General features: G+C 64.5%; 25 protein-coding genes. 11 read left to right on the forward strand and 14 right to left on the reverse strand.

The genetic code is table 11. The annotated features are described in order from the left end of the window. Positions 1 to 174 precede the first annotated feature (174 nt). From OKW30_RS37390 to OKW30_RS37415, 6 genes are all read left to right on the forward strand, one after another. Positions 175 to 1,746, forward strand: coding sequence for an efflux transporter outer membrane subunit (locus tag OKW30_RS37390; protein WP_429349112.1), 1,572 nt, complete (start codon positions 175 to 177; stop codon positions 1,744 to 1,746). 53 nt (positions 1,747 to 1,799) lie between these two features. Continuing rightward, positions 1,800 to 2,951, forward strand: coding sequence for an efflux RND transporter periplasmic adaptor subunit (locus tag OKW30_RS37395; protein ID WP_184070434.1), 1,152 nt, complete (start codon positions 1,800 to 1,802; stop codon positions 2,949 to 2,951). Positions 2,952 to 2,967: 16 nt separating this feature from the next. Continuing rightward, positions 2,968 to 6,036: an efflux RND transporter permease subunit gene (locus OKW30_RS37400; protein WP_184070436.1), complete on the forward strand. Its 3,069-nt coding sequence runs from the start codon at positions 2,968 to 2,970 to the stop codon at positions 6,034 to 6,036. Positions 6,037 to 6,176: 140 nt separating this feature from the next. After that, positions 6,177 to 7,145 (forward strand): quinone oxidoreductase family protein, encoded by a 969-nt coding sequence (locus OKW30_RS37405; RefSeq protein WP_429349113.1) that lies wholly within the window; start codon positions 6,177 to 6,179, stop codon positions 7,143 to 7,145. A 124-nt stretch (positions 7,146 to 7,269) separates the two neighbouring features. Next, a complete protein-coding gene (locus tag OKW30_RS37410) occupies positions 7,270 to 7,857 on the forward strand; it encodes a DUF4337 domain-containing protein (RefSeq protein WP_184030515.1) in 588 nt (195 codons plus the stop codon). A gap of 52 nt (positions 7,858 to 7,909) precedes the next feature. Next, a complete protein-coding gene (locus OKW30_RS37415) occupies positions 7,910 to 8,527 on the forward strand; it encodes a LysE family translocator (protein ID WP_429349114.1) in 618 nt (205 codons plus the stop codon). Positions 8,528 to 8,608: 81 nt separating this feature from the next. Here the strand turns inward: OKW30_RS37415 and OKW30_RS37420 are convergent, their stop codons facing one another. The 6 genes from OKW30_RS37420 to OKW30_RS37445 all read right to left on the reverse strand — a co-directional run bounded on the left by OKW30_RS37420 (position 8,609) and on the right by OKW30_RS37445 (position 13,232). Beyond that, positions 8,609 to 9,883, reverse strand: a complete 1,275-nt coding sequence (locus OKW30_RS37420) for an RNA polymerase sigma factor (protein WP_429349115.1) — start codon at positions 9,881 to 9,883, stop codon at positions 8,609 to 8,611. 77 nt (positions 9,884 to 9,960) lie between these two features. Then, the gene (locus OKW30_RS37425) at positions 9,961 to 10,374 is read right to left on the reverse strand and encodes a YciI family protein (protein WP_018423912.1); all 414 of its coding nucleotides are present in this window, start codon (positions 10,372 to 10,374) and stop codon (positions 9,961 to 9,963) included. Between the two features lie 467 nt (positions 10,375 to 10,841). Beyond that, positions 10,842 to 11,195, reverse strand: coding sequence for a YciI family protein (locus tag OKW30_RS37430; protein ID WP_090807928.1), 354 nt, complete (start codon positions 11,193 to 11,195; stop codon positions 10,842 to 10,844). Positions 11,196 to 11,474: 279 nt separating this feature from the next. Then, positions 11,475 to 11,600 carry a hypothetical protein gene (locus tag OKW30_RS37435; RefSeq protein ID WP_260336546.1) on the reverse strand — a complete coding sequence of 42 codons (126 nt, stop codon included), beginning with the start codon at positions 11,598 to 11,600 and terminating at the stop codon, positions 11,475 to 11,477. Next, on the reverse strand, positions 11,597 to 12,070 hold the full coding sequence (locus tag OKW30_RS37440) for a hypothetical protein (protein WP_184070444.1): 474 nt from the start codon (positions 12,068 to 12,070) through the stop codon (positions 11,597 to 11,599). The genes OKW30_RS37435 and OKW30_RS37440 overlap by 4 nt, the downstream gene beginning before the upstream one ends. Before the next feature lie 889 nt (positions 12,071 to 12,959). Continuing rightward, positions 12,960 to 13,232 (reverse strand): DUF1488 domain-containing protein, encoded by a 273-nt coding sequence (locus OKW30_RS37445; protein WP_090807933.1) that lies wholly within the window; start codon positions 13,230 to 13,232, stop codon positions 12,960 to 12,962. Positions 13,233 to 13,524: 292 nt separating this feature from the next. On the opposite strand from OKW30_RS37445, the gene OKW30_RS37450 reads away from it, so the two are divergent. Beyond that, complete coding sequence (locus OKW30_RS37450; RefSeq protein WP_429349116.1) at positions 13,525 to 14,028, forward strand: N-acetyltransferase family protein; 504 nt, start codon at positions 13,525 to 13,527, stop codon at positions 14,026 to 14,028. 30 nt (positions 14,029 to 14,058) lie between these two features. Next, positions 14,059 to 14,409, forward strand: coding sequence for a DOPA 4,5-dioxygenase family protein (locus OKW30_RS37455; RefSeq protein ID WP_090810310.1), 351 nt, complete (start codon positions 14,059 to 14,061; stop codon positions 14,407 to 14,409). A gap of 28 nt (positions 14,410 to 14,437) precedes the next feature. On the opposite strand, the gene OKW30_RS37460 is transcribed toward OKW30_RS37455, so the two are convergent. The 5 genes from OKW30_RS37460 to OKW30_RS37480 all read right to left on the reverse strand — a co-directional run bounded on the left by OKW30_RS37460 (position 14,438) and on the right by OKW30_RS37480 (position 19,252). Next, positions 14,438 to 14,752 carry a high-potential iron-sulfur protein gene (locus OKW30_RS37460; protein WP_187616160.1) on the reverse strand — a complete coding sequence of 105 codons (315 nt, stop codon included), beginning with the start codon at positions 14,750 to 14,752 and terminating at the stop codon, positions 14,438 to 14,440. Positions 14,753 to 14,788: 36 nt separating this feature from the next. After that, positions 14,789 to 15,478, reverse strand: a complete 690-nt coding sequence (locus OKW30_RS37465; protein ID WP_429349117.1) for a nitroreductase — start codon at positions 15,476 to 15,478, stop codon at positions 14,789 to 14,791. A 110-nt stretch (positions 15,479 to 15,588) separates the two neighbouring features. Next, positions 15,589 to 16,311: a PepSY-associated TM helix domain-containing protein gene (locus OKW30_RS37470; protein ID WP_429349118.1), complete on the reverse strand. Its 723-nt coding sequence runs from the start codon at positions 16,309 to 16,311 to the stop codon at positions 15,589 to 15,591. Next, positions 16,308 to 16,991, reverse strand: a complete 684-nt coding sequence (locus OKW30_RS37475) for a Fe2+-dependent dioxygenase (protein WP_184070451.1) — start codon at positions 16,989 to 16,991, stop codon at positions 16,308 to 16,310. The genes OKW30_RS37470 and OKW30_RS37475 overlap by 4 nt, the downstream gene beginning before the upstream one ends. Positions 16,992 to 17,071: 80 nt before the next feature. Continuing rightward, positions 17,072 to 19,252 carry a TonB-dependent receptor gene (locus tag OKW30_RS37480; RefSeq protein WP_429349119.1) on the reverse strand — a complete coding sequence of 727 codons (2,181 nt, stop codon included), beginning with the start codon at positions 19,250 to 19,252 and terminating at the stop codon, positions 17,072 to 17,074. A gap of 277 nt (positions 19,253 to 19,529) precedes the next feature. On the opposite strand from OKW30_RS37480, the gene OKW30_RS37485 reads away from it, so the two are divergent. Next, entirely contained in the window at positions 19,530 to 20,525 is a 996-nt protein-coding gene (locus tag OKW30_RS37485) for an aldo/keto reductase (RefSeq protein ID WP_184057878.1), read from the forward strand. Between the two features lie 47 nt (positions 20,526 to 20,572). Here OKW30_RS37485 and OKW30_RS37490 read toward each other — a convergent pair whose 3' ends face one another. Beyond that, complete coding sequence (locus OKW30_RS37490) at positions 20,573 to 21,139, reverse strand: YbhB/YbcL family Raf kinase inhibitor-like protein (RefSeq protein ID WP_429349120.1); 567 nt, start codon at positions 21,137 to 21,139, stop codon at positions 20,573 to 20,575. Between the two features lie 78 nt (positions 21,140 to 21,217). Between OKW30_RS37490 and OKW30_RS37495 the strand changes: the two genes are divergently transcribed. Together OKW30_RS37495 and OKW30_RS37500 are read left to right on the forward strand one after the other, a co-directional pair. Next, positions 21,218 to 21,787, forward strand: a complete 570-nt coding sequence (locus OKW30_RS37495; protein ID WP_429349121.1) for a hypothetical protein — start codon at positions 21,218 to 21,220, stop codon at positions 21,785 to 21,787. A gap of 339 nt (positions 21,788 to 22,126) precedes the next feature. Further along, positions 22,127 to 22,537, forward strand: coding sequence for a type VI secretion system amidase immunity protein Tai4 (locus tag OKW30_RS37500; RefSeq protein ID WP_429349233.1), 411 nt, complete (start codon positions 22,127 to 22,129; stop codon positions 22,535 to 22,537). A gap of 137 nt (positions 22,538 to 22,674) precedes the next feature. Here the strand turns inward: OKW30_RS37500 and OKW30_RS37505 are convergent, their stop codons facing one another. Both OKW30_RS37505 and zwf read right to left on the reverse strand, forming a co-directional pair. Next, on the reverse strand, positions 22,675 to 23,499 hold the full coding sequence (locus OKW30_RS37505; RefSeq protein ID WP_187630014.1) for an ROK family protein: 825 nt from the start codon (positions 23,497 to 23,499) through the stop codon (positions 22,675 to 22,677). Positions 23,500 to 23,562: 63 nt separating this feature from the next. Further along, a complete protein-coding gene (gene zwf / locus OKW30_RS37510; RefSeq protein WP_429349122.1) occupies positions 23,563 to 25,182 on the reverse strand; it encodes a glucose-6-phosphate dehydrogenase in 1,620 nt (539 codons plus the stop codon). Between the last annotated feature and the right edge of the window lie 69 nt (positions 25,183 to 25,251).

Genomic DNA, 25,251 nt, shown 5'->3' on the forward strand with positions numbered 1-25,251 from the left:
ACCGCCCTCCTACGTGATCTCGTATCCACCCTCGTCGGCCAGCGAACGCGAGGCCAAGCGCGGTTCGCGCCGTGCATGGTAAATTCCAGCGTCGGCAAGACAACTCCAGGAACGTTCGGGTGACCTGAACATCTTCGTCCGGTCCACCCGCCACTGGCGATACAAGGTAGATCGATGATCGACGTGAGTCAGCGTATTGTCTGGCGGCGCCTCTACGTTGCGCTGTGCAGCTGCGTCGCGCTGGCCGGCTGCATGGTCGGCCCCGACTACCACGCGCCGCCCGCGCCGGCCACCGACACCTTCACCACCACGCCGCTGCCCGACCAGACCGCCTCCGCGCCCGGCCCCGCAGGCCTGCCGCAGCGTTTCGCGCCGGCCCAGGACATTCCCGCCGCGTGGTGGACGCTGTTTCATTGCGAGCCGCTCGACGCACTGATCCGCGAGGCGATCGCCAACAGTCCGAACATGGCCGCCGCGCAGGCGGCGTTGCGACAGGCTCGCGAGAATTACACGGCGCAAGCCGGCGGCACCTTGCTGCCGAGCGTCGACGCGCAATTGAGCGCCACGCGCGAAAAGGTCAACGGCATCGCGTTCGGCGAGCCCGGCCTCGTCGAGGAATTCAATCTCTACAACGCGTCGGTCAACGTCTCGTACAAGCTGGACGTGTTCGGCGGCGCGCGGCGCGAACTCGAAGCGCTGCATGCGCAGATCGACTATCAGCGCTTCCAACTGCAGGCCGCCTATCTCACGATATCGGCCAACATCGTGACCGCGGCGGTCAAGGAAGCGTCGGTGCGCGCGCAGATCGACGCGACCGAGCGGATCGCTACCGAGGAAGAGCAGCAGCTGAACGTGCTCGACCAGCAATTCTCGCTCGGCGGCGTGAGCCGCACGGCCGTGCTCGCGCAGGAAACGCTGCTCGCGCAGACCCGCGCGACGCTGCCGCCGCTGCAACAGCAGCTCGATCAGGCGCGCCATCAGCTTGCGGTACTCGCCGGCAAGCTGCCGAGCGATACCTCGGTGCCCGGCTTCACGCTCGACATGTTCTCGCTGCCCGACACGCTGCCCGTGAGCCTGCCGTCGTCGCTGGTGCACCAGCGCCCCGACATCCTTGCCGCCGACGCCACGCTGCATCAGGCGAGCGCGCAGGTCGGCGTCGCGACCGCGGCGATGTATCCGCAGATCACGCTGTCGGCGAGCTACGGCGCCGAAGCGTTGACGCCCGCGCAGGTGCTCAGGGCCGGCAGCACGCTCTGGAGCATCGGCGCGGGCTTGCTGCAACCGGTCTTTCACGGCGGCCAGCTGAGCGCGCAGAAGCGCGCGGCCGAGGCCGCCTACGAGCAGGCCGGCGCGCAATACCGCGAGACGGTGCTGCTCGCGTTCCAGAACGTTGCGGACACGCTGCGCGCGCTCGAACACGACGCAACCGGCCTCAAGGCGCAGACCGACGCGTCGCGCGCCGCGAGCGATTCGCTCGAATTGACGCGCGGACAGTATCGCGTCGGCGGTGTCAGCTACCTCGCGCTGCTCGACGCGCAACGCCAGTATCAGCAAACGGTCGTGAGTCTCGCGCAGGCGCAGGCCGCGCGTTACGCCGACACGGCGGCGCTGTTCCAGGCGCTCGGCGGCGGCTGGTGGAATGCCGGCGCGCCCGAGTCCGCGGCCGCGCCGGCCGCCGCGGCGGCGAGCGCGTCGAACACGTCGTCGCCATCGGCAACGACGGCAACCGCCGCAACGCCACATTGACCGTGCCCTGACGCAACCCCAGCCCTCGCCCCAAGCCGAGCAAGGACATCACGATGGCCGAAAGAAAACCGATGACAAAGCGGATGGTGATCATGTTGATCAGCGTCGGCCTGCTGCTCGCCGCGCTGGTCGGCTTCAACCTGCTCCGCGCGCACATGTTCGCGAAGTTCATGGCGGCCAACACCGCGCCGCCCGCCACGGTCTCGGCGGTGGTGGTCCACTATCAGTCGTGGCAGCCGCAGCTCGCGGCGGTCGGCAGCCTGCGCGCGGTGCGCGGCGTAGACGTGACGACCGAAGTCGCCGGCCTCGTGCGCGAGGTCGCGTTCGTGTCGGGGCAGGAAGCGAAAGCCGGACAGATCCTCGTGCGACTCAACGCCGACAGCGACGTCGCGCTGCTGCAATCGTTGCAGGCCGCGGCCCAACTCGCGCAGACGGTCTACGAGCGCGACCGCGCGCAGTACGACATCAAGGCGATCGCGAAGGCGCAGCTCGACGCCGATGCGGCCGACCTCAAGGGCAAGAAGGCGCAGGTCGCGCAACAGCAGGCGCTCGTCGACAAGAAGACGATTCGTGCGCCGTTCGCGGGGCGCCTCGGCATCACGACGATCAATCCGGGGCAATACCTGAATCCCGGCGACGCGATCGTCACGCTGCAAGCCATCGATCCGATCTACGCCGACTTCTCGGTACCGCAACAACAGCTCGGCCAGCTCGCGATCGGCGCGACCGTCAGCGTCGACACCAACGCGTACAGCGGGAAAACCTTCACCGGCAAGATCCAGTCGGTGAGCCCGAAAGTCGACAGCGCGACGCGCAACGTGCAGATCGAGGCGAGCGTCGACAATCGCGAGCGCAAGCTGCTGCCCGGCATGTACGCGAACGTGAAGATCGACTCGGGCGCCGAACAGCGCTACCTGACCCTGCCGCAAACGGCGATCACCTACAACCCGTACGGCGCGACCGTGTTCATCGTGAAGCCCGGCACGCAGCCCAACGCGCAGGGCAAGACGCTGCCCGTCGCGCAGCAGGTGTTCGTAACGCCGGGGCCGACGCGCGGCGACCAGGTGGCGATTCTGAAGGGCATCGACGACGGCACGCAGGTCGTGACGAGCGGCCAGATCAAGCTCAAGAACGGCACGCCGCTGATCATCGACAACCGCGTGCAGCCGTCGGACAGTCCGAATCCGACGCCGCAGGAACAATAAGCGAGGCCGCCCGATCATGTTCACGGACATCTTCATCCGCCGGCCGGTACTCGCTTCGGTCGTGAGCCTGCTGATCCTCGTGCTCGGGTTGCGCGCGCTCGCGGTGCTGAAGGTCAGCCAGTATCCGCAGACCGAGAACGCGGTCGTCACGATCACGACGGCCTACTATGGCGCGAACTCGGACACCATCGCCGGCTTCATCACGCAGCCGCTCGAAGCGGCGATCGCGCAGGCGCAGGGCATCGACTACATGTCGTCGACGAGCATCACGGGCGTGTCGACGATCATCGCGACGCTGCGTCTGAACTACGATGCGAACCGCGCGCTGACCGAGATCAACACGCAGATCGGCTCGGTGCGCAACCAGTTGCCGCCGCAGGCGCAGCAGCCGGTGCTGACGGTGCAGACCGGGCAGACCACCGACGCGATGTACATGGGCTTCTACAGCAGCGTGCTGCCAAGCAACAACGTCACCGACTACCTGCTGCGCGTGGTCAAGCCCAAGCTCGATTCGATCCAGGGCGTGCAGACCGCCGAAGTGCTCGGCGGCCGGCAATTCGCGATGCGCGCGTGGCTCGACTCGGCGCGGCTCGCCGCGCACGGCGTGAGCGCGAGTGACGTGTACACCGCGCTCGGCAACAACAACTATCTCGCCACGCTCGGCACGACGAAGGGGCAAATGGTCAGCGTCGACCTGGAAGCGGGCACGGACCTGCATACCGTCGACGACTTCAAGCAGCTCGTCGTCAAGCAGAAGAACGGCTCGATCGTGCGCCTCGAGGATGTCGCGAACGTCGTGCTCGGCGCCGACAGCTACGACTTCAACGTCGCGTTCAGCGGCAAGCGGTCGGTGTTCATCGGCATCAAGGTCGCACCGGACGCGAACATTCTCGATGTGGCCAAGCGCGTGAAAACCGTGTTTCCAGATCTGCAGAAGCAGTTTCCGACCGGCATGACGGGCGACATCGTTTATGACGCGACCGACTTCGTCAACACCGCGATCAGGGAAGTGATCAAAACGCTCGTCGAAGCGCTCGTGATCGTGACCGTCGTGATCTTCCTGTTTCTCGGCAGCTTGCGCGCGGTGATCGTGCCCTTGATCGCGATGCCGCTGTCGCTGATCGGCACGTTCTTCGTGATGCAGGTGCTCGGCTATTCGATCAATCTGCTCACGCTGCTCGCACTCGTGCTCGCGATCGGGCTCGTCGTGGACGACGCGATCATCGTCGTCGAGAACGTCGATCGGCACATGAAGCACGAAGGCAGGACACCGTTCGACGCCGCGCTGATCGCCGCTCGCGAACTGGGCGGCCCGATCGTCGCGATGACCGTCGTGCTGATCGCCGTGTACGCGCCGATCGGCTTCCAGGGCGGGCTGACGGGCGCGCTCTTCACCGAATTCGCGTTCACGCTCGCGGGCGCGGTGACGGTGTCGGGCGTGATCGCACTCACGTTGTCGCCGATGATGTGCTCGCGCTTCTTCCGCGCCGCGCAGGAGTCGGGCCGCTTCGCGCGTTTCGTCGACCGCCAGTTCGAGCGCGTGCATCGCGGCTACGGCCGCCTGTTGCACGCGACGCTCGATACCTGGCCCGTGTTCGTGATCATGGGCGCGCTGCTGCTGTGCGGCACGGTGTATCTGTTCATGACCTCGAAGTCGGAACTCGCGCCGCAGGAAGACCAGGGCATCGTGCTCTCGCAGATCATCGGGCCGCCCAACGCGACGATCCAGCAGATGCAGACCTACGCGGACCAGGTGTTCGATGCTTCGAAGACACTGCCCGAATATTCGCAGATGTTCCAGCTCACGGGCTCGCCGACTGTCAACCGGGGCATCGGCGGCGTGCTGTTCAAGACCTGGGATCAGCGCGGCAAGAACGCGACCGTGCTGCAGCAGGAGTTGCAGCAGAAGTGGAATCAGATCGCGGGCGCGCGCGTCGCGGCGTTCCAGTTTCCGCCGCTGCCGGGCGCACAGGGCTTGCCGGTGCAGTTCGTGATCAGCACGACCGAGCCGTTCGAAAACCTCAACGAGGTGTCGCAAGCAGTGCTGGAAAAAGCGCGCGCGAGCGGCATGTTCTTCTTCGTCGATAACGACCTGAAAATCGACAAGCCGGAAGTGACGCTCGTCGTCGATCGCGACAAGGTGGCCTCGCTCGGGCTGTCGCAGAGCGACGTCGGACAGGCCCTCGGGTCGGCGCTGGGCGGCGGCTACGTCAACTACTTCTCGATTGCGGGACGCTCGTACAAGGTGATTCCGCAGGTGTTGCAGATCGACCGGCTCAATCCGTCGCAAGTGCTCGACTACTATCTGCGCACGCCGGACGGCAACGTGATTCCGGCGTCGACGATCGCGCATCTGCGGCACAGCGTCGTGCCCGAATCGATCAACCACTTCCAGCAGTTGAACTCGGCGACGATCTCCGGCGTGATCGTGCCGGGCGTGTCGCAAGGCCAGGTGCTCGACTTTCTGCGCAAGGCGACCGCGCAGGTCGCGCCGGCCGGCTATTCAGCCGATTACTCGGGAGAGTCGCGCCAGTTCGTGCAGGAGTCGGGCGGCTTCGTCATCACGCTGCTGCTCGCGACGATCATCGTGTTCCTCGCGCTCGCGGCGCAATTTGAAAGTTTCCGCGATCCGATCGTGATCCTGATCTCGGTGCCGATGGCGCTGTTCGGCGCGCTGATCTTCATCAACATCGGCCTGACGACGCTGAACATCTACACGCAGGTCGGCCTCGTCACGCTGATGGGGCTCGTCAGCAAGCACGGCATTCTGATCGTGCAGTTCGCCAACGAACTGCAGCGCGCAGGTCGCGCGAAGCGCGAAGCGGTCGAGGAAGCGGCGGGCGTGCGGCTGCGCCCGATCCTGATGACGACCGCGGCGATGGTGCTCGGTGTGGTGCCGCTCGTGATCGCGTCGGGCGCGGGCGCGGCGGGCCGCAACGCAATGGGGCTCGTGATCTTCACCGGGATGTCGATCGGCACGCTGTTCACGTTGTTCGTCGTGCCGGCGATGTACATGTTTCTGGCCGCCGAACACCAGCGGCATGCTCAGGCGCCGAAGGCCGACGAGGCGGGTCAGGCGGGTTAGAGCCTGGGTGATCGCGTACCCGGCGCGCGGGTTGTTGTCCGAAATCTGAAAGCCGTCGTCCTGATGCCTTTACTCGCATCACTTAGACTACGGTGCATTCGCTGCGCAACGCGGCGCAAGACCAACCGGAGCCACGCACGATGAAAGCGATTCAGTTCAAATCTTTTGGCAGCCCCGAAGTGCTCGAATACGTCGATCTGCCGACGCCGCAGGCCGACGCGGAGCATGCGGTCGTGCGGGTCATGGCGGCCTCGGTCAATCCGAGCGACGTGAAGAACGTGTCCGGCCATTTCGAACATACGGTGCTGCCGCGCACGCCGGGGCGCGACTTCAGCGGCGTGGTGGTGGACGGCCCGGCCGCGTGGCTCGACGCTGAGGTGTGGGGGACCGGCGGCGACATCGGCTTCACGCGCGACGGCACGCACGCCGAGTACCTCAGCATTCCGGTCGCGGCGCTGTCGCGCAAGCCCGTGGCGTTGAGCCACGTCGAGGCGGCGGCGATCGGCGTGAACTTCGTGGTCGCGTGGCTCGGCAGCGTCGAATACGCAAAGCTGCAGGCCGGCGAGACCATTGCCGTGCTTGGCGCGAGCGGCGGTGTCGGTGGCGCGGTCGTGCAGATCGCGAAAGCACGCGGCGCGCGCGTGATCGCCGTCGACCGCCGGCCGCTCGATCCCGCCACGCCCGCGGGCCGCCTGATCGACGCCTACGTGGCGTTCGACGAACACGCGGCCGCACGCGTGCGCGAGTTGACCGGAGGCGCGGGCGCGGAAGTCGTGTACGACACGGTAGGCGGTGTCGCGTTCGAGACCGCGCTGAGTCTCGCGAAGCGGCGCGGCCGCGTGCTCGAAATCAGCGGGACCGGCAAGCGCCGCGTCGAGTTCGACCTGATCGACTTCTATCACAACGAGACGCAATTGCTCGGCGTCGACAGCGCGAAGCTCGGCGTCGCGGAATCGGCGCCGCTGATGACGGCGCTCGTCGACGGCTTCGACAACGGCAAGCTGAGCGGCCCGGCGATCGCGCAGGAATTCCCGCTCGCCCGCGCGCGCGAAGCCTACGAGGCGGTCGCCGCCGGCACGCGCGGGCGCGTCGTGATTCGCATGCAATAACCGTCCCTCTGACACAGTGCATTGAAGCTGCGGCCTCCGGGCGTCGGCGACACGCTAAGATTGAGGCCGCCGGGCGCCCGCGCCGTCCGGCGAAAACGACAAAAGCATTGCCTCGGAGAATCTGATGTCTGAAGAATATGAAGTGCACGGTCCGCACGATCATGCCGTCGAACACGCCGGCCACGCCGCGCATCACGACGCCGATCCGTTCGCGAGCCGCATGGCCGTGATGACCGCGATCCTCGCGACGATCGGCGCGCTGTGCGCGTACCAGAGCGGCAACGCCGAAAACCTCGCGCTGTTCTTCAAGAACGAAGCCGCGATCAAGAAGACCGAAGCGTCGAACCAGTGGAGCTACTACCAGGCGAAGGGCGAAAAGGAAAACCTCGCGGAACTCGGCGCGGCGCTGTCGGCGCCCAATAGCGACGCGCACGCGAAGTTCGTCGCCGACGTCGAGAAATACAAGCAGCAGAAGGAGCCGATCCGCGCGAACGCAGAAGCGATCGAAAAACAGGTCGTCGCCGCCGATACGCGCAGCGAAACGCTGTTGCACGGCCATCATCGCTGGGCTCAGGCGACGCTGCTGATTCAGGTCGCGATTGCGCTGTGCGCGATCACGCTGCTCACGCGCAAGAACTGGCTGCGCAATCTGTCGTACCTCGTCGCGGGAGTGGGCGTCTTGACCGCGGGCGCGGCGTTTTTCGGGCTATGAGCGGGATGCTCGCGTTACCTTTCACCCAGAGCCTTGCAATCGGGAGTGGGTCGTGATCGATGGGTCCGCCGTGGTCGGCGTGTTTTCCGTGTATGTCGCGGGCGTGGTGAGTCCGGGCCCGAACTTCGTCGCGGTCGCGCACAAGGCGGCTTCGGCGACGCGCATCGAAGCGCTCGCGATGGTCGCCGGCATCGTGCTCGTCAATCTGTTCTGGGCCAGCTGCGCGATTCTTGGCGTCGGCATCGTGTTCGCCGCGTTCCCGTGGCTCGCGCTCGTGGTCAGGATCGTGGGCGCGTGTTACCTGCTGTGGTTCGGCGGGCGGCTGATCTTCAATGCCTCGGCGGCGCGGCAAGCGGTGCTCGTCAAGGCACCGGCGGGCGGCTTCAGGCAGGCGTTCGCGCAGGGCTTCGCGACCAACATCGCGAATCCGAAGTCGATGGCGTTTTTTGCCGCGGTGTTTTCGTCGGCGGCGCCAGCGCATGTGAGTACCGGCACGTTCGCCGCGATGCTCGGCATGGTGTTCGTCGTCGCGAGCAGTTGGTATGGGTTCGTCGCGCTGACGCTGTCGCATCAGCGCATCGCGTCGGCTTATCGGCGCGGCAAGATGTGGGTGGATCGTGTGTGCGGCGGCTTGATCGTTGCGTTGGGGGTGCGGCAGCTGATTCGTTGAGGCGGCACTGACGTGTGCGTGAGCACTAATGTGCCAGCACCAATGTGCCAGCACGAATGTGCCAGCACGAATGTGCCAGCCTCAATCCGCGAGCCCGCGCGCACGCTCCAGCAACAACTCGCGCTCGCGCGTATTGCGCGTCATCGCCGCGGCGCGCTCGAACTCCACGCGGGCTTCATCGACGCGTCCAAGCTTGACCAGCAGATCGCCGCGCACGCTCGGCAGCCAGTGATAATTCGCGAGCGCCGAACCGGCGGCGAGCGCATCGACGATCTCGAGTCCGGCCGCCGGCCCGAACGCCATCCCCACCGCGACCGCGCGATTCAACTCCACTACCGGCGACGGCGCGACCTGCGCCAGCGCATCGTAGAGCGCGACGATCTGCGCCCAGTCGGTGTCCTCGGCGCGGCGCGCTCGCGCATGGCACGCGGCGAGCGCCGCCTGCAACGCATACGGCCCGCTCTCGCCGCCGAGCGCATGCGCGTTGTCCAGCGCCGCGAAGCCGCGGCGAATCAGCAGCGGGTCCCAGCGGCTGCGATCCTGATCGAGCAGCAGTACCGGACGCCCCTGGGCGTCGGTGCGCGCGTGCGTACGCGACGCCTGAATCTCCATCAGCGCAACAAGACCGTGGACCTCGCTCTCGTCGGCTACGAGTCCGCTCAACACGCGCCCAAGCCGCAACGCCTCCTCGCATAGCGTCGGGCGCATCCAGTCGTCGCCGGCCGTGGCCGCATAACCTTCGTTGAAAATCAGGTAGATCACCTGCAGCACCGACGCGAGCCGCCCCGCGCGCGCGTCCGCCTGCGGCACCTCGAACGGCACGCGCGCCGCCGACAGCGTGCGTTTCGCACGCACGATCCGCTGCGCGATGGTCGGCTCCGGCACGAGAAACGCGCGCGCGATTTCGTCGGTGGTGAGGCCGCCGAGCAGGCGCAGCGTCAGCGCGACGCGCGCATCGGTCGACAGCAGCGGATGGCACGCGGTGAAGATGAGCCGCAGCAGATCGTCGCCGATGTCGTCGGCGCGCGCGGCGTCGAGCGCATCGACGAAATCGGGCACCACGTGCGCTTCGATCGCGTCGAGATCGTGGCCGAGCTCCTCGCGCTTGCGCGCATGCAGCGCTTCCTGACGCAGGCGATCGAGCGCGCGGTTCTTCGCGGCCGTCATCAGCCACGCTCCGGGGTTGTCGGGCACGCCCGCGTCCGGCCAATGCTCGAGCGCGGCCACCAGCGCATCCTGCGCGAGTTCCTCGGCGAGTCCCACGTCGCGCACGATCCGCGCGACGTGAGCGATGACCTTCGCGGATTCGATCCGCCAGACAGCGTCGATCGCACGATGGGTGGCCTGTATCGTCACGGCGTCAGCCTTCACCTGCTGCCGGCGGTTGCGCGTTCAGGACCATGTATGCGGGCTCCCAGACGTAGTCCATCAAATCAGCGGCGATCTTCTTCGAGCTTGTGAAAGCGCTCGACTTCCGGCCCCGGCTCGAAGTCGTCGAGTTCGAACAGCTGCCGCACTTCGATTTCGCCATCGGCGTGCTCACCGAACGGCGCCGGAAAACGCCGCGCCCATTCCATCGCCTCGTCGCGCGAGCGCACCTGGATCAACGTGTAGCCCGCGATCAGCTCCTTGGTCTCCACGAACGGCCCGTCTACGATGCTCCGTTTGCCGCCGCTATAGCGCACGCGCCAGCCTTTCGAGCTCGGCTGCAGGCCCGTCGCGTCGAGCAGCACGCCGGCCTTCGCGAGTTCTTCGTGGTAGGCGCCCATGGCCGCGATCAGCGACGGTTCGGGCATCTCGCCGGCTTCGCTCGCGGCCGTGGCTTTTACGATGATCATGAATCGCATGTCGTTGCTCCTTGTTGTTAGTGGTTGGTCGTGAGTGGATTCTTGTGAATCGCCTGGCGGGGCCACGCCGGCTCGCCCCTTACTCACACGACGCGCGATGCACGGTCCGATCGACACGCGCGGCGGTCCCGACATCCCAGGGAAAACACCGAAGCTGGTGAAGTAGGAGTCACGCGTGCCTAGGGCCTGTTCACGCTAATAACGGGCTTGCGCTGGCCGCCAGAAGGGCCGAGCGCAAGGATTGCGACGCAGCGAATACTCGACGTATTCGCAAGGAGCATGACGCGGCGATCGGCCCTTCTGGCGGCCAGCCCCTTGAAGGTTTTTTTAAAACAGGGGAACGTGCCTTTCCGCCCGTATTGCGGCGTCGGTCGTCGCTTGTTTGGCTCGGCCAAACGGCGCTCCTCTCTCCTTGCACTACGCGCGCAAAGGCACGTTCGCAAGCCCGTTATTAGCGTGAACAGGCCCTAGATGAAGCACGGTCCGAGCTTGCGCACCTCGACCGTGCACCACGACGCCGCCGGGCAGGTTTGCGCGATCGCCACGGCCTCTTCACGGCTGTCGCAGTTCAACAGAAAGAAGCCGCCGATCATCTCCTTCGCCTCGGCGAACGGCCCGTCGACGAGCTTCGATTGGCCATGGCGGACCTGCACGCGCACGGCGTCCTTCTGCGAAGTCAGTGACTCGACCGCGAGCAGCTTGCCGCGCGCTTTCAGGTTCTCGGAGAAACGCACCATCTGGTCGTAGAGGTCGCGGCCCGCGGCTTCGGCGCGCTCCTCGCGTTGGTCCGTGGGTTCGACGATCAGCAGCATGTAGGACATCATGTCTCCGATAGGGCTCGGTTGTATGCGCGAGTCGGCATCGCAACGACGCCAGCGACGCCTCGCCTCGGCGGTATGCAGGAGGTACGCAAGCAGGTAGGCGGCAAGCAGGCGCAGCCAGTCTAGCAAGCGGGAATCGCAGCGGCAAACGCGCCCGGCGGGACTTCTACGGACACTCGTAACAAGCCGCGCCACGCGCACCGGCCGGCCTCGCGCGACACGTCGAAGCCGCTTTCAATGTGTCCGTAATCCATTTACGTCCGCGCTGAAACGGTCGTATCAGCCGTTCGACGAACGCAGCGCAGCGGGCAGCCACTCGCTCGGGCTCGCCGATAGCGCGTTGAGCGCAGCGCCGGTGACCCGCGACGCTTTCGAAATGCGCGCCGCCAGATGCGTGCCGCTCAAACCGCCGCTTCCGCCAGCGCCCGCAGTCGCGCGGAACGCATCAAACCTTCGATCATTTTCGCTTCCGCGCTCGCCAGCTCGCTCAGCGACGCCGCCGACAACTGTCCGTCGAAAATCGCTAGCGCCGCGCACAGACTTGCGTAGTCGTCGTCTTCGAGCGACCAGCGGCCAGTCTGGCGCTCGCGCACATCGAGCCGCACCATCGCCGCATGCGCGCTTTCGATGTCGGCGCGTGCGGCGGCGCCCCGTCCGGCATGCACAAGTTCCTGCGACACCAGCAAATGCCGGCTCAGCGTCGTGTGCAGAATGCGCGCGCCGTGGCCGCGGCGGAATGCATCGAGCGCGGCGTAGGCCTGCAACAGCGTGGTCTGCGTGACCGGCGCGTGCGCGGTGCGGCTCTGGGTCAGAGAACGCAACAACGGGGACATGGCCGTGCGGCCGGGCTTGTGAACTCGCGACTTGCTGGACATCGATTCAACCTCCTTCTTTCGGCAGCGCGCCCGGACTTCGGCACGCGACGGCGGCAAACGCCGCGCTCAAACGTCCGACGTATTTCGCGCCCAACAGTTCACCCCATGCGCACGCCATGCGACGCGCCCGTTCTTCGAACGTATCGAAGAACGCAATGTCCGCATATCGGTTCGAAGCCGCCAGAAACAAGAAGCCCGCTTCGTTGCGACGAAAAAAAGCCCTGTTCCGCGAGGAACAGGGCTGACAGGATGGAACGGCCGAGCAGGCGCGTGGATGCCTGCCAACCTATAACCACCTAACCTGCAAAGCTATTGCTTACGTGTACTGCACCGGCAATTTCTACCGCTCGACAGGAAGCTTCAAACTGCCGATTCAAACTACCACTTCAATTGCGACTGCATGTGGGCCGGTCCTCGCTATCTGCTACTTCTGGCCGCTACCCCTGTTGCTTCGCGCTCGTGCTCGAGGCATTGCGCGCTTGTATTGCGTCAACTGCGGACTGCAAACTGCCAGATACGCACTGCAAACTGCGAACTGCAGACTACTTACTCTCAACGGTACGGTTCAAATCCGACACGAGGGGAAGATCGCATCGATGGAGGTCGGTGGTTCCTCGCTCCATGGAAAAGAGTGTATGCGCGCACGCGCGAAAGCAATTCAGCGAACCGAAGCGCTTTGGTGGGTTAATTTGGCGAATCGATGTAACAGCGGCCCCACGGAGCGCTCGATGTGAAATCAGCGATTGCACCGAAACGGTGCTGCGAAAGCCTGAGAGAAAAAACGCGAAGTGCGAAGCCGGCCGCATTCAGACCGAGCGGAGCCGGTGCTGTCGCGCCGGCGTCATCGCGTGTGCAGCTTCGAGCGATGACGCGCGCCACGCCACGCACGTCAACCGCGTGTGGAGAAATCGTCGATCGTCAGCAAGACCTTCTCACCGGGACGCGCAAGCATTTTTCGTTCGGCGATCGCCGTAATACGTTTGCGCCCATCCGCGAACGTCTTCAGAACGCGCGCCTCACCCGCGCCGCGTTGCAGCCAGAAGTGCTGCTCGAGCGCCTCGCGCGTGACCGCGCATTCAAGGTCTCGTCCCTGCGACGAAAGCTGGAAAATCACCGCGCGTCCATCTGCCGAGACGCTGGGTACCACCTCGATCATCGTCATAGCCCACCTCGCAACGTTGATTACGACGTTCGCCGCATAATGCGAACGTCCCCGGATAAGCGCGGCCGCGATGGGTCGACGACCGTGCCCGCGAAAAGTGAATCAACCTTGAGCAAAGCGCATGCCACACAACGCAGCAAGCGGCGCCTCGCCGCATCGAGCGTTCGCCCTGCATCGCAAAGTGAGAAAACTGCAACATAGCCGCGTGGTAAAAAGGCGCAGCCGGCGCGACAATCGACGACAATTCTTACTCGCGCTTCGCACGATCATCGCGCGCCACCACCTTCCCGACATGTCCGCCCAACTGCCCGACCGACGATCCGGGTTGACCTTGCGCCCCGCGCAACCCGACGACGAAGCCTTCCTGCTCGAACTGCGCAAGACGACGATGACCGAACACCTGGCGCGCGCCGGCGAGCCGACCGACGACGACGCCCATCGCGCGCGTCTGCTGCATCGCTACGACGCGGCGCAGGTGGTCTGCATCGACGGCGCGCCCGCGGGCTTGTTGAAGGCGCATCGCAACGACGTCGAATGGTTCGTCGTGCAGTTGCAGATCGCGCCGGCGCTACAGGGTCGCGGCATCGGCGAGCAAGCGCTGCGCACGATCCTGCGCGCCGCCGCGGCCGAAGCGTTGCCGGTCAGCTTGCAGGTGCTCAAGGGCAATCCCGCCAAACGGCTGTACGATCGTCTTGGCTTCGAGATCGTCGGCGAGGATCAGACACAGTTTCACATGCGCCTTGCAGCGCGCGCGCCGGCGGAAAGCGAAGCAGAACGAATGTCGGATAAAGACTGATACGGAACGAGCCTGGCAATGAACCCTGATATGACTTTTCGCGCTGCTTCAGCGATACAAAGCTGGCACGCGCACATCTACTTCGACCCGGCGAGCCGCGATGCCGCCTGGGCGTTTCGCGAGCAGATCGACGCGCACTGGGGCGACAAACTGCAGATCGGGCGCTTCCACGAACGGCCGGTCGGGCCGCATCCGATGTGGTCGTATCAGCTCGCCTTCGCGCACACGCAGTTCGCCGACGTGGTCGGCTGGCTCACGCTCAATCACGGCGCGCTCGATGTCTTTCTGCATCCGAACACCGGCGACGCGCTGCGCGATCATCGCGACGCTGCCGTGTGGATCGGGCACTCGCACGAACTCGTGCTGAAGGCGCTGCTATAGCACCGCGGCGAACGCTACGGCGGCGTGCTCACATATTCGTATACGCGCTGCACCAGCCGCGCGACGCGACCTGTTTAGTGCCGAACAGCGTGCAGCCGCCGTATGCGTCCGATGCCTTGCCCTGGAACAGCGAGCAGTTCGCGCACGATTGACCGGCCGCGAAGTTCGGAAATCTGGCCTTGTCGACCTTCGACGCATCTTCGGTATAGCCGACCGCCTGCGCCTGCGGATCGCTCTCGCTGAGCGCATTGGGAACGGTCGCGGCGAACGCGAGCCGAGACAGCGCGAGCGACGAGCCGACGCCCGCGCTGACCAACAGGAAATGGCGCCGCGATGTTTTCATTTTCGTTTGCCTCTGGGTGGGGACTGAGGGATGCGTTCAATCGAGAAAGCGCGCGAAGTGCTCGACCGGCTCGCGCTCGGGGCGCAGCGCATTGACCGGCGCGTTGGGGTCGCCGAAACCGAGCGACATGCCGCACACAAATTGCTCGTTTTCGGGCAAGCCGAGATGTTCGGCAATCAGTCGATGAAACTGCATGAACGCGGCCTGCGGACAGGTGTCGAGACCGCGGCCGCGCGCGGCCGTCATGATCGCCTGCAGGAACATGCCGTAGTCGAGCCAGCTGCCGCGCTCGAGGCTGCGATCGATCGTGAACAGCAGGCCGACGGGTGCGTCGAAGAAACGGAAGTTGCGCGAGTGCTGTTCGTGCATGCGCGCCTTGTCGCCCTTCTCGATGCCGAGCAGGCTATACATGTCCCAGCCGATCTTGCGACGCCGGTCGATGAACGGCGACTGCCACTGGCGCGGATAGTACGCGTACTCCTCCTGGTACAGCTCGTCGCGCTGCGGATCGTCGTAGGCCGCGAGCAGATCGCGCGACAGACGCGCGAGCGATTCGCCCGTCAGCACGTACACCTTCCACGGCTGCGTGTTGGTGCCCGACGGTGCGTGGCTGGCGGCTTCGAGAATCGCTTCGATGTCGGCGCGCTGCACCGGTGTCGGCAGAAAGGCGCGCACCGAGCGCCGCGTGGTCAGCGCGGTGTCGACGGGGTTCGCGGGAGAGGTCATCGGCGGATGGCGGCAGAGCCTGCGGAGTAGGTCTGCGACGATTCTAGCGCGGACCGCTCAAAGCCTGCCCGCCAGCGCGCAGGCGTCGCCCGAAGCGTTGCGCTGCGCCCTTACATCGTCCCCAACACCACCGCCGCCGCAATCGATCCGACCACGAGCGCGAGCCCCACCGTCTTGCGCTTGTTCAACTCGGTCCACAACAGCACGCCCGTCAACGACAGCAGGATCAGGCTGCCCGCGAGCGTATCGATCAGCAGCACCCAACCGACGCTCAAGCCCACACCCTTGTGCAGGTTCGTCAGCATCGCGAGAAAGGTGTTCGCGCTGCGCTTGATCGTCACGGTGTGGTTACCGACCCAGTATTCGGCCGACGTGTTTTCCTTCGGCGACGCGAAATTCAGTTGCCAGTGCTCGGGCTGCACGACGCTGCGATCGCCCCACGCCACCGGATGCTCGGTTTCCTTCTGCACGCGCCCCGGATTGCCGGCGATTTTCAGCTCCTGCTTGAGCCACTTCGCGAGCTCGCGCGGCGTTTGCGGCGCCGGTTGCGGCAGCGGCACCTGCATCACCGACACCTGCGGCTCGCCGGTCGAGACGCGCAGCGGGCCGCCGCGATGATTCAGAAAGAAGCCCGTCGTGCCGAACAGCAGACCGAGCGCCGCGCCCCACAGTCCAACCCACCCATGCACCTTGCGCAGCCACTTGATGAAGGTCGCGCGACGCGAGCGCTGCTGGCGCGATTTCAGTTCATGGTCATCGAGCCGACGCGACTCCTGCGCGTCATGTTCGCCGGCCGCGGGCGGTTGAATGTCGAGGGTGTCCGATACGCTCACGTTTCACTCCAGGTGCGCAGCAGATTGTGATAACAACCGACGAGGCTGCGTCGCGCAGCTTCGTCGGCATGGGTGGCATTGAGCCGTTGAATCGCGGTGTCCATGTCGAACAGCAGCGCGCGATGCGTGTCGCTGCGCACGAGGCTCTGCACCCAGAAGAAGCTCGCCACCCGCGCGCCGCGCGTGACCGGCGTCACCTGGTGCAGACTCGTCGCCGGATAGACGATCATGTCGCCGGCCGGCAGTTTCACCTGCTGCACGCCGTAGGTGTCCTCGATCACGAGTTCGCCGCCGTCGTATTCGTCGGGCGCGCTGAGAAACAGCGTCACCGACACGTCGGTGCGCAGCTTCACGCCGTTCGGCAGCACGCGCACCGCGCCATCGACGTGGCTGCCGAACTGCATGCCGCCCTCGTAGCGGTTGAAGAGCGGCGGATAGACCTGGTTGGGCAGCACCGCGCTGATGAACAGCGGATTGCGTTCGATCGCCGCGAGAATCACATCGCCGAGTTCGCGCGCGAGCGTCGAGTGCTCGGCGATCTGCTGATTGCGCTTGACCGGCGCGCCCTGATAGCCCGCGGTCGCGCGGCCATCGACCCACGCGTCGCCGGCTCGATCGAGCCGCTCGCGCATGAAGCGCAACTGCCCGGCGTCCAGTACCTTCTGAATGTGCAGCAACATAGTGTGTCCTTCGCGTCGGCTTGCCGTTTGCAGAAGCGGCAAGCCGTGCGCATGCGCTCAGTGCGTATCAAAAGCGCGTATCAAAAGCGGTAGTTGAACGTCGCGAGCAGCGTGCGGCCGATGCCCGGCACCGAACGTCCGCCGTCCGACGGAATCAACGCGTCGTAGTAGTACTTGTTGGTCAGGTTCAGCAGGTTCAGGCGCACGTCGTACTTCTTCGCGTGATAGGCCGCGGTCGCGTCCCAACGCGTGTAGCCCGGCACCTTCACGTAGTTCGTATTCGACGCATAACGTGGCGACATGTAGATCGGACCGCCGCCGATTTCCCAGTGCGGCGTGATCGCATACGTGGTCCAGAACGTCAGCGTGTTGCGCGGCGTGTTGGCCGGCGTGTGGCCCTGCGTGCCGTCGGCCGCTTTCAGGATCGTCGCATCCATGTACGTGTAGCCGCCGAACATCTGCCACTTGTCGGTGATGTGTCCCGTCACGCCCGCCTGGAAGCCGTCGACGCGAACGTTGCCGGCCAGCTGGTACTCGGTCGGTGACACCTGCGTGCGCGCGTTGTCCTTTTCCTCGCGGAAGATCGCCGAGGTCACCGATATGTTGCCGCCGAACAGATCCCACTTGCCGCCGATTTCATACGACTTCGTCGATTCCGGCGCGAGGTTCTGAGTGAGGTTCGTGACCGTCAGGTTTTCGAGCGACGGGTTGAACGACGTGCCGTACGACACGTAGTACGACTGCCAGTCGGTCGGCTGATAGATGACGCCCGCGCGCACGCTCGTGAAGTAGTTGGTCTGGCTCGCATAAGCCGGCGCGCTGATCGTATTGCGGATTCCCGCCGAGAAACGATCCCAGCGCACACCGCCGATCAGCTTCCAGTGCGGCGTCAGTGTAATCGTGTCGTTCAGGTAAGCGGCGATTTCGTTCGCGCTCGAATCGGCGTAGTTGCCGACCGTCGTCGTCACGTTCGACGGCGTGCCCATGATCGGCGGATTGAGCATCGGCACGATCGGCAGGTTGTTGCGCGTGTACGCCTGGTTCGTATAGCTGTCGTGGCCCACTTCGACACCGGCGATCAGGTCGTGCCTGATCGGTCCGGTGTCGAATTTGTATTCGAGCATCGTGTCGTTGTAGATCGCATGATTCTGGATCACGCGGTCATGACTCTGCAGCTTGATGAACAGTTGCGACGGCGACAGCGTCGTGAAGTTGCCGTTGGTCAACGCTGTGCTGGACGACAGCGGTCCGGTCAGCACCGCTTGCGGCGCGGTTTCGCGCGCGTCGGTCATGGAGTGCGAGATCTGCGTCTGGTTCGTCAGCGTCAGGTCCTCGGAGAACTTGTGCTTGATCGCCGCGGTAAAGATCTGCACGTCCTGGATCGTGCGGTCGCTGGTCAAACCGTAGAACGTGTTCTTCGGTACCGGCGACGGGCGGCCGTTCAGCGCCTGGATGCCGTAGTCGGGCATGTCGTGGTTGTGCTGGATCAGCGCGGATAGCGTGATCTCGGTCGGCGTGCCGATGCCGAAGCGCAGTTCCGGCGCGACGCCAAAGTCCTTGTTCTTCATCACGTCGCGCGTCGAGCCGAGGCTCTGGCCGAATGCATTGAGGCGGATCGCCGAGGTGTCGGTGAGCTTGTGGTTCACGTCGACGGTGGAGCGGTAGCGGTCGTCGGTGCCGATCATGCCGGAGACTTCCGCCGAGTCCGTCAGGTTCGCCTTCTTGCTGACCTGATTGATCACGCCGCCGGTCGAGCCGCGGCCGAACAGCATCGACGACGGACCGTACAGCACTTCGAGCGATTCAAGATTGAACGTGTCGCGGTAGTACTGATTGCGGTCCCGAAAGCCGTCCAGATAGATGTCGTTCTGCGCGGTGAAGCCGCGCAGATTGATGTTGTTGCCGATCTGGCCGCCTTCGGCCGCGCCGATCGTCACGCCGGGCGCGTTGCGCAGCGCGTCCGCAAACGACGTCGCGCCCTGCGAGGCGAGCAGGTCGCGATTGATTACGGTGACGGTCTGCGGAATGTCACGCAGCGCGGTCGGCGTCTTGGCGCCGACGGTCGCCCGGTCGGCCTGGAAGTCCTGCTGAACGGCCTGAGCCTGCACGCCGATGGTCGGCAGCGTCTGCGCGGCGGCGGGTGTGTCGTTCCGTGCGCTGGTTTGTGCGTTCTGCGGCGCGCTTTGCGCGAGCGCCGGGGTCGCCAAAGGAATGGCAAAAGCGAGCGCTAGTGCTGTCGCGAGCGGCGTGTGATTGAGCATGGAAATCCCGTCAGAAATGCGTTTGTCAAATTCGCATCACTGACGTCGAATTCATGACAAAGCCGCAAATGGCTGGCTGCCGCTCTCCGTTGTGAGAGATGGAGATGACGGGATGGCTGGCTAGGTTTAAATGAGAATCGATATCATTTCACATCTACTGGAAGTCAGCAATCCCGGCGTGCGTCAGGCACACCGAATCGCGACTCGGTTTATCCTTTTTTCAACAATGTAGTTTCATCGCTTCGGCAGCGCTTTCCTTCCCTCTGGAGTCGACTTTATGCAATATCGCCAATTCGGCCGCACCGGCCTGACCGTTTCTCGCCTGTGTCTCGGCACCATGACCTTCGGGCTGCAAACCGAAGAAGCCGCATCGCACCGCATCCTCGACACGGCCGCGGACGCCGGTGTCAATTTCATCGATACCGCGAACGTCTATCCGCTCGGCGGCGACGAAAATCTGGCCGGACGCACCGAGGAAATCGTCGGACGCTGGCTGAAGGGTAAACGCGAGCGCTTCATCGTTGCGACCAAGGCGGTCGGCAAGATGGGGCCCGCCGCGTGGGACCAGGGCGCGTCGCGCAAGCACCTGCTCGATGCGATCGACGCGTCCTTGCAGCGCCTCGGCACCGACTACGTCGACCTGTACCAGCTCCATTCCGACGACGCGAAGACCCCGCTCGACGAAACGCTCGAAGCGCTCGATGCGATCGTGCGCTCGGGCAAGGCGCGCTATATCGGCGTGTCGAACTTTCTCGCCTACCGGCTCGCGCGCGCACTGGGGCGCGCGGACGTGCTCCGCGTCGCGCGCTTCGTGTCGGTCCAGCCGCGCTACAACCTGCTGTTTCGCCAGATCGAGCGCGAACTGCTGCCGCTGGCCGCCGAGGAGCAGCTGGCCGTGATGCCGTATAACCCGCTCGCAGGCGGACTGCTGAGCGGCAAGCACCGGCTCGACGCGACGCCCGCCGAAGGGCGCTTCACCGAAAGCGTCGGCAAGGCTGGCGCGATGTATCAGGAGCGCTACTGGCATGAGCGCGAGTTCGACACGATCGAAAGGCTGAAGGCGATCGTCGCGCCGACCGGCGAATCGCTGGCGAAGGTGTCGCTTGCGTGGGTGCTCGCGAATCCGCTGATAACGTCGGCGATCATTGGTGCGAGCCGCGCGGAGCAGTTGAGCGATACGCTCGCGGCGGCCGGGCTCACGCTCGACGCCGCGATCAAGACCCAGCTCGATGAAGCGAGCGTGCAGTATCGCTGGGGGGACGCGGCGCGCTAGGCGGCCGCCGGCAGATCAGGCGCGGCCCGGCGTTCGGCCGCGCGTCTTCATCGTCCGTAGCGCAGCACGGTGCTCGTCGCGGCGAGCACGTGATCCTTGATCGCGGCGTGGAACGCGTCGCGCGTCAAGCCGGCCGGCAATGCGCCGGGCGGCAGATCGAGCGCATAGACCTGCGCCACGTAGTGATGCGGTACCTCGCCGACGGGCGGACACGGGCCGTAATAGCCGGGGCCGCCGGTGCGATTCGTGCCGGCGACGCTGCCCGCCGGCGCGGCTTCGCCTTCGGCGAGTCCGGTCGTGGTAGGCGCGATGCCATAGACGATCCAGTGCACGATGCCGAGGCCTTTCGCGCCGTCGGGATCGAAGATCGTCACCGCGAAACTTTTCGTGCCGGCCGGCGCGTTATGCCATTGCAGCGCCGGCGGCACGTTGCCGCCGCCGCAATTGTTCGCGCTCGCCGCGTGGCTTGCGCTGAGCGTGCCACCATCGGCCAGTCCCGGCGACGACACCGCGAAGGCCTGTGCCGCATACGCATGCGCGCTCGCGTAAGCGAGCAGCGCGCACGCGCCGACGGAGAGCAGGCGCCGCGCGAGGTTCAGGTGGATGCGAGTCATTGGGAGTCGCCGGGGTTGGACGTGCCGTTGAGAGCTTTGCAGTTCAGAGAGCAACTATAACGAGAATGTTGTTTTGAGATGGAAGAGGCGGCATATTGCGCATGGGGCTACGCGAATCAAACAATATGGCCAGAGGATTCTGGCAACAACACCACTGGTATTAAAACGATGCGTCTTTCGTCCTGGCTTATTGCCACATTGATGTTCGGCGCAATATCCGGTTTGGCCCTTGCGGAATCGGTTCCCAGGTTTGAGGATTGTCCCGCCACTGTCGAGTCCAGGCACGCTGCGATGCCACGCATGATATTCACGGACGCGACGGCACGTCATTACCGCAGCATTCTTCGTGAAGCCGCAAAGGAGCCGATTAACTTCGCGGGCCACTACGTTCTCGCTACGTGGGGATGCGGTGCTGGATGCGTGATGGCGGCGGCAATCGATACGAACTCGGGCCGCGTCACTTCGCTGCCGTTCACGGTTTCCGATTGGCCGCTGGACATCACGGAGCCGCTTTCCTATCGCGCAGACAGTTGCCTGCTGATCGCTCATGGAAGCCGCAATGAAAGCGCCGAGCACGGAACCTACTACTACGCGTTCGACGGCAAAACATTTACCTTGCGCGCGAGTACGACAAACGTCGGGCGTTAGACAAACCGCGGAAGCAGTGAACGAGACCGTCACCCCGTGCACTGCCTCCGAGTTTGCGGCAGCCACACATATGCAACGACAGTAGATTTCGACACAAGACTCGGTTCACTCGCTTGCGTGTGAACCACTTGAACGTTGACGGATGGGCATCTACGGCGAGAGGTGTGTCAACTTTACTTGATCAGAATGGACAACTGAATTGCGCGTAAACTACTGTTACGACCACTGCTATTTCAACGAACCTGAGGCGAAGTATCGCACTGACCGCGCGAACTTCTGGAGTTTGCCGTGAAGAAGGTCGGGGTTGGCATCCTAACTGGTTTTGCACTCATCTTCGGCATGTCTGTTTGCTATGCAAAAGGCGATCAACGTGCGACTCCCCAAGCTGGAGCACGTACTTATGCACAGAATTACAAAGACATGGTTCTGGCTACTTGTATAGCGAACGCCTACAAGAACGACAAAGATGCTGCCATGGATGCGGGAAGCAGCGTCAGTGCATTGCGAGACTGGACTTACTTTGACTTGGAGAAGGCTCCAGACGCGATCAAAACCTTGGTGGACAATTATTTGGCGCGAAATTATCAAAACCCGCTGGTTGAATCGGAAACTGAAGGTGTCCGTTTCGATTTCCTGAAGTGTCTGGACCTGTATCACAGTAAGGAATTGGACGCACAGGTCAAGCGTTTGGTCATTAACCCCAGGCGCACTTACAGGCAAGATAATCCGTTGCCAGCAAAGCCGAAGTAGTTATGAGCACGTCCAGCGTCGAAGCGCTGACCAGTGCTCGGGCACGGATCGCCTTGGCAATCGTTGATGGGTTGATATGAACCCTTGGACGTGGAGCCGCGGCACTGGATACGTGATGGCAGCGGCAATCCACCGCCTCACTTCGGCTTGAACCGCCCCGTCTTCTGCGTCGCCTCCGGATACTGTCGCGTCTCGCGCACCGAAAGCGGATGCCACAATTTCGCGCCGCCCTCGATCCCCGCGTCGTTCGATACGGTCGCCACGTTCGCCGGCAGCGAAAACTTGATGCGCGCCGCGTTGCCGCCGCCGATCCACAGCTTGTCGTAATTGACCAGTGACTCGAGAATGCCGATCACCTTCTCGACGCGCCGGCTCCAACGCTTGTTGCCGATCTGCTCGCGCGCGGCCTCGCCGATGTATTCGTCGTACGCGATGCCCTTCTTGCTAACCGGATGATGCGCGAGCTCCAGATGCGGCATCAGCTCGCCATCGCGAAACATCGCGGTGCCGGCGCCGGTGCCGAGCGTCAGCACGAACTCGAGGCCGTGGCCTTCGATCGCCGCGAAGCCTTGCATTTCGGCGTCGTTGATCATCCGCACCGGCAGTCCGCCCAGGCGCTGCGCGAGCGAATCCGCGAGCGCAATGTCGTGCCATCCTTCGATGCCGAAGTGCGGCGCGGTCAGAATGCGGTTGTTGCGCACGACACCCGGAAACCCGATCGAGATACGGACGGGCCGCACCTGCTCGATGAGCGGAGCCACGAGTTGCGCGAGCGCGTCCACCAGCTGATCCGGCGTGCACGGATGCGGCGTCGCAACGCGCACGCGCTCGGTTTTCATCTGCCCGTCGGCGTCGATGATCGCGGCCTTCAGGCCGGTGCCGCCGACGTCGATCGCGAGGATGTGCTCGCTGCCGCTTGTCGGCGCATTCCGTTTCACTGCGTTCTTGTTGCGTGTTGCCACGATGTCTCCCGATTGTATTGAGGCGGTTGTGATGCGTGTCTGCGGGTTGGTTCAAAGGTGCCGCTACGACTTGCCACCGGGCGCTTTCTGCTGCAACGGGCGCCACGCGTGGCCGTCGCGCGCGAGCAGCGCGTCGGCTTCGGCCGGCCCGTCGCTGCCGGCCGCATAGCCGCGCACGGCAACCGCGCCGCCACTCCTCGGATGCAGCACGTCGTCGACCGCGCACCAGCTCGTCTCGATGCTGTCGGCGCGCTGAAACAACGTCGCGTCGCCAAACATGCAGTCGTACAGCAGCGTCTCGTAGCCGACGTTCGCGCTTTCCGCAAAGAAGTCGCCATAGTTGAACGACGACTGTACCGGACCGACCTGCATCACCGGCCCCGGCACCTTCACGTTGAAATCGAAGCTCGAGCCGTGCTCGGGATCGATGCGAATGGTCAGCACGTTCGGCGTCAATGCGTTGACCGGCGTATCGCGGAACAGGCGGAACGGCACCGGCTTCAGCTGCACCGAAACCTCGGTGCGGCGCACCGCGAGCCGCTTGCCGGTACGCAGATAGAACGGCACGCCGGCCCAGCGCCAGTTCTCGACGAACACGCGCGCCGCCGCGTAGGTTTCCGTCGTGCTGCCGGGCGCGACGTCGGGCTCCTCGCGATAGCCCACGCCGGCGGGCCCTTTTTCGTACTGGCCGAAGACGACGTCGGCGGACGTCAGCGGCTGGATTGCGTCGAATAGCTCGGCCTTCCTGTTTCGCACGGCTTCGGCGTCGAACGAATTCGGCGGCTCCATCGCGACGATGCCGAGCAGCTGGAACAGGTGGTTGGGCACCATGTCGCGAAACGCGCCGGTCTGCTCGTAGAACCTGCCGCGCCCCTCGACGCCGATCGTTTCCGCCGCCGTGATCTGCACGCAGTCGATGTACTCGCGCCGCCAGATCGGCTCGAACATCGCATTCGCGAAGCGCACCGCGAGGATGCTCTGCACGGTGTCCTTGCCGAGAAAATGATCGATGCGGTACACCTGCGACTCCCGCGCATACGACAGGATGTGCGCGTTCAGATCGCGCGCCGATGCGAGATCGGTGCCGAACGGCTTCTCGATCACGAGACGCCGAAAGCCGCCGTTCGCGCCGTCGCCTTCCTTCAGCAGGCCGGCTTTGCCGAGCCGGTCGGTGATCGGTTTGAAAAAACGCGCGCCGACCGCGAGGTAGAAGATCGCGTTACCGCCTTTCGACTGATCGAGCTTCTGCTTCAGCTTCGCGAACGTATCGTCGGATTCGAACTCGCCCGCCATGTATTCGAGGCGCTGCGCGACCCAGTTCCATGCGTTGTCGTCGAGCTTGCCGGCGTGAAAGGTGCTGGCCTTGTCGGCGGCGAACTTCTGCAGCGAGGTATGCAGTTCGTCGCACCATTCGCGCGTTTCGCGCTCGCCGTGATTGACGCCAATGATCTTCATGCTGTCGTCGAGCAGGCCATCGACCGCGAGGTTGTAGAGCGCCGGCATCAACAGACGTTTGGTCAGATCGCCGCCCGCGCCGAAGATCACGAGCGTGCACGGCGGCGCGGGCTTCTTGCCGGCCGGCGACGACAGGGCGTCGTATCGGTTCGCGCTGAGCTTGCAGCTCAGGGCGGGCGTTGCGTTGGGTTGATCGGGAGAAGCGGAAGGGTTCGGTGTGGTCGACATGGGATTCACTTGGACCTCGGTAAGCCGGTAGAACGAACGCGGCGATACATGAAAGACCACGGGCGCTGC

Source organism: Paraburkholderia sp. Clong3, from assembly GCF_050436485.1.
In the GTDB taxonomy this organism is placed as follows: domain Bacteria; phylum Pseudomonadota; class Gammaproteobacteria; order Burkholderiales; family Burkholderiaceae; genus Paraburkholderia; species Paraburkholderia tuberum.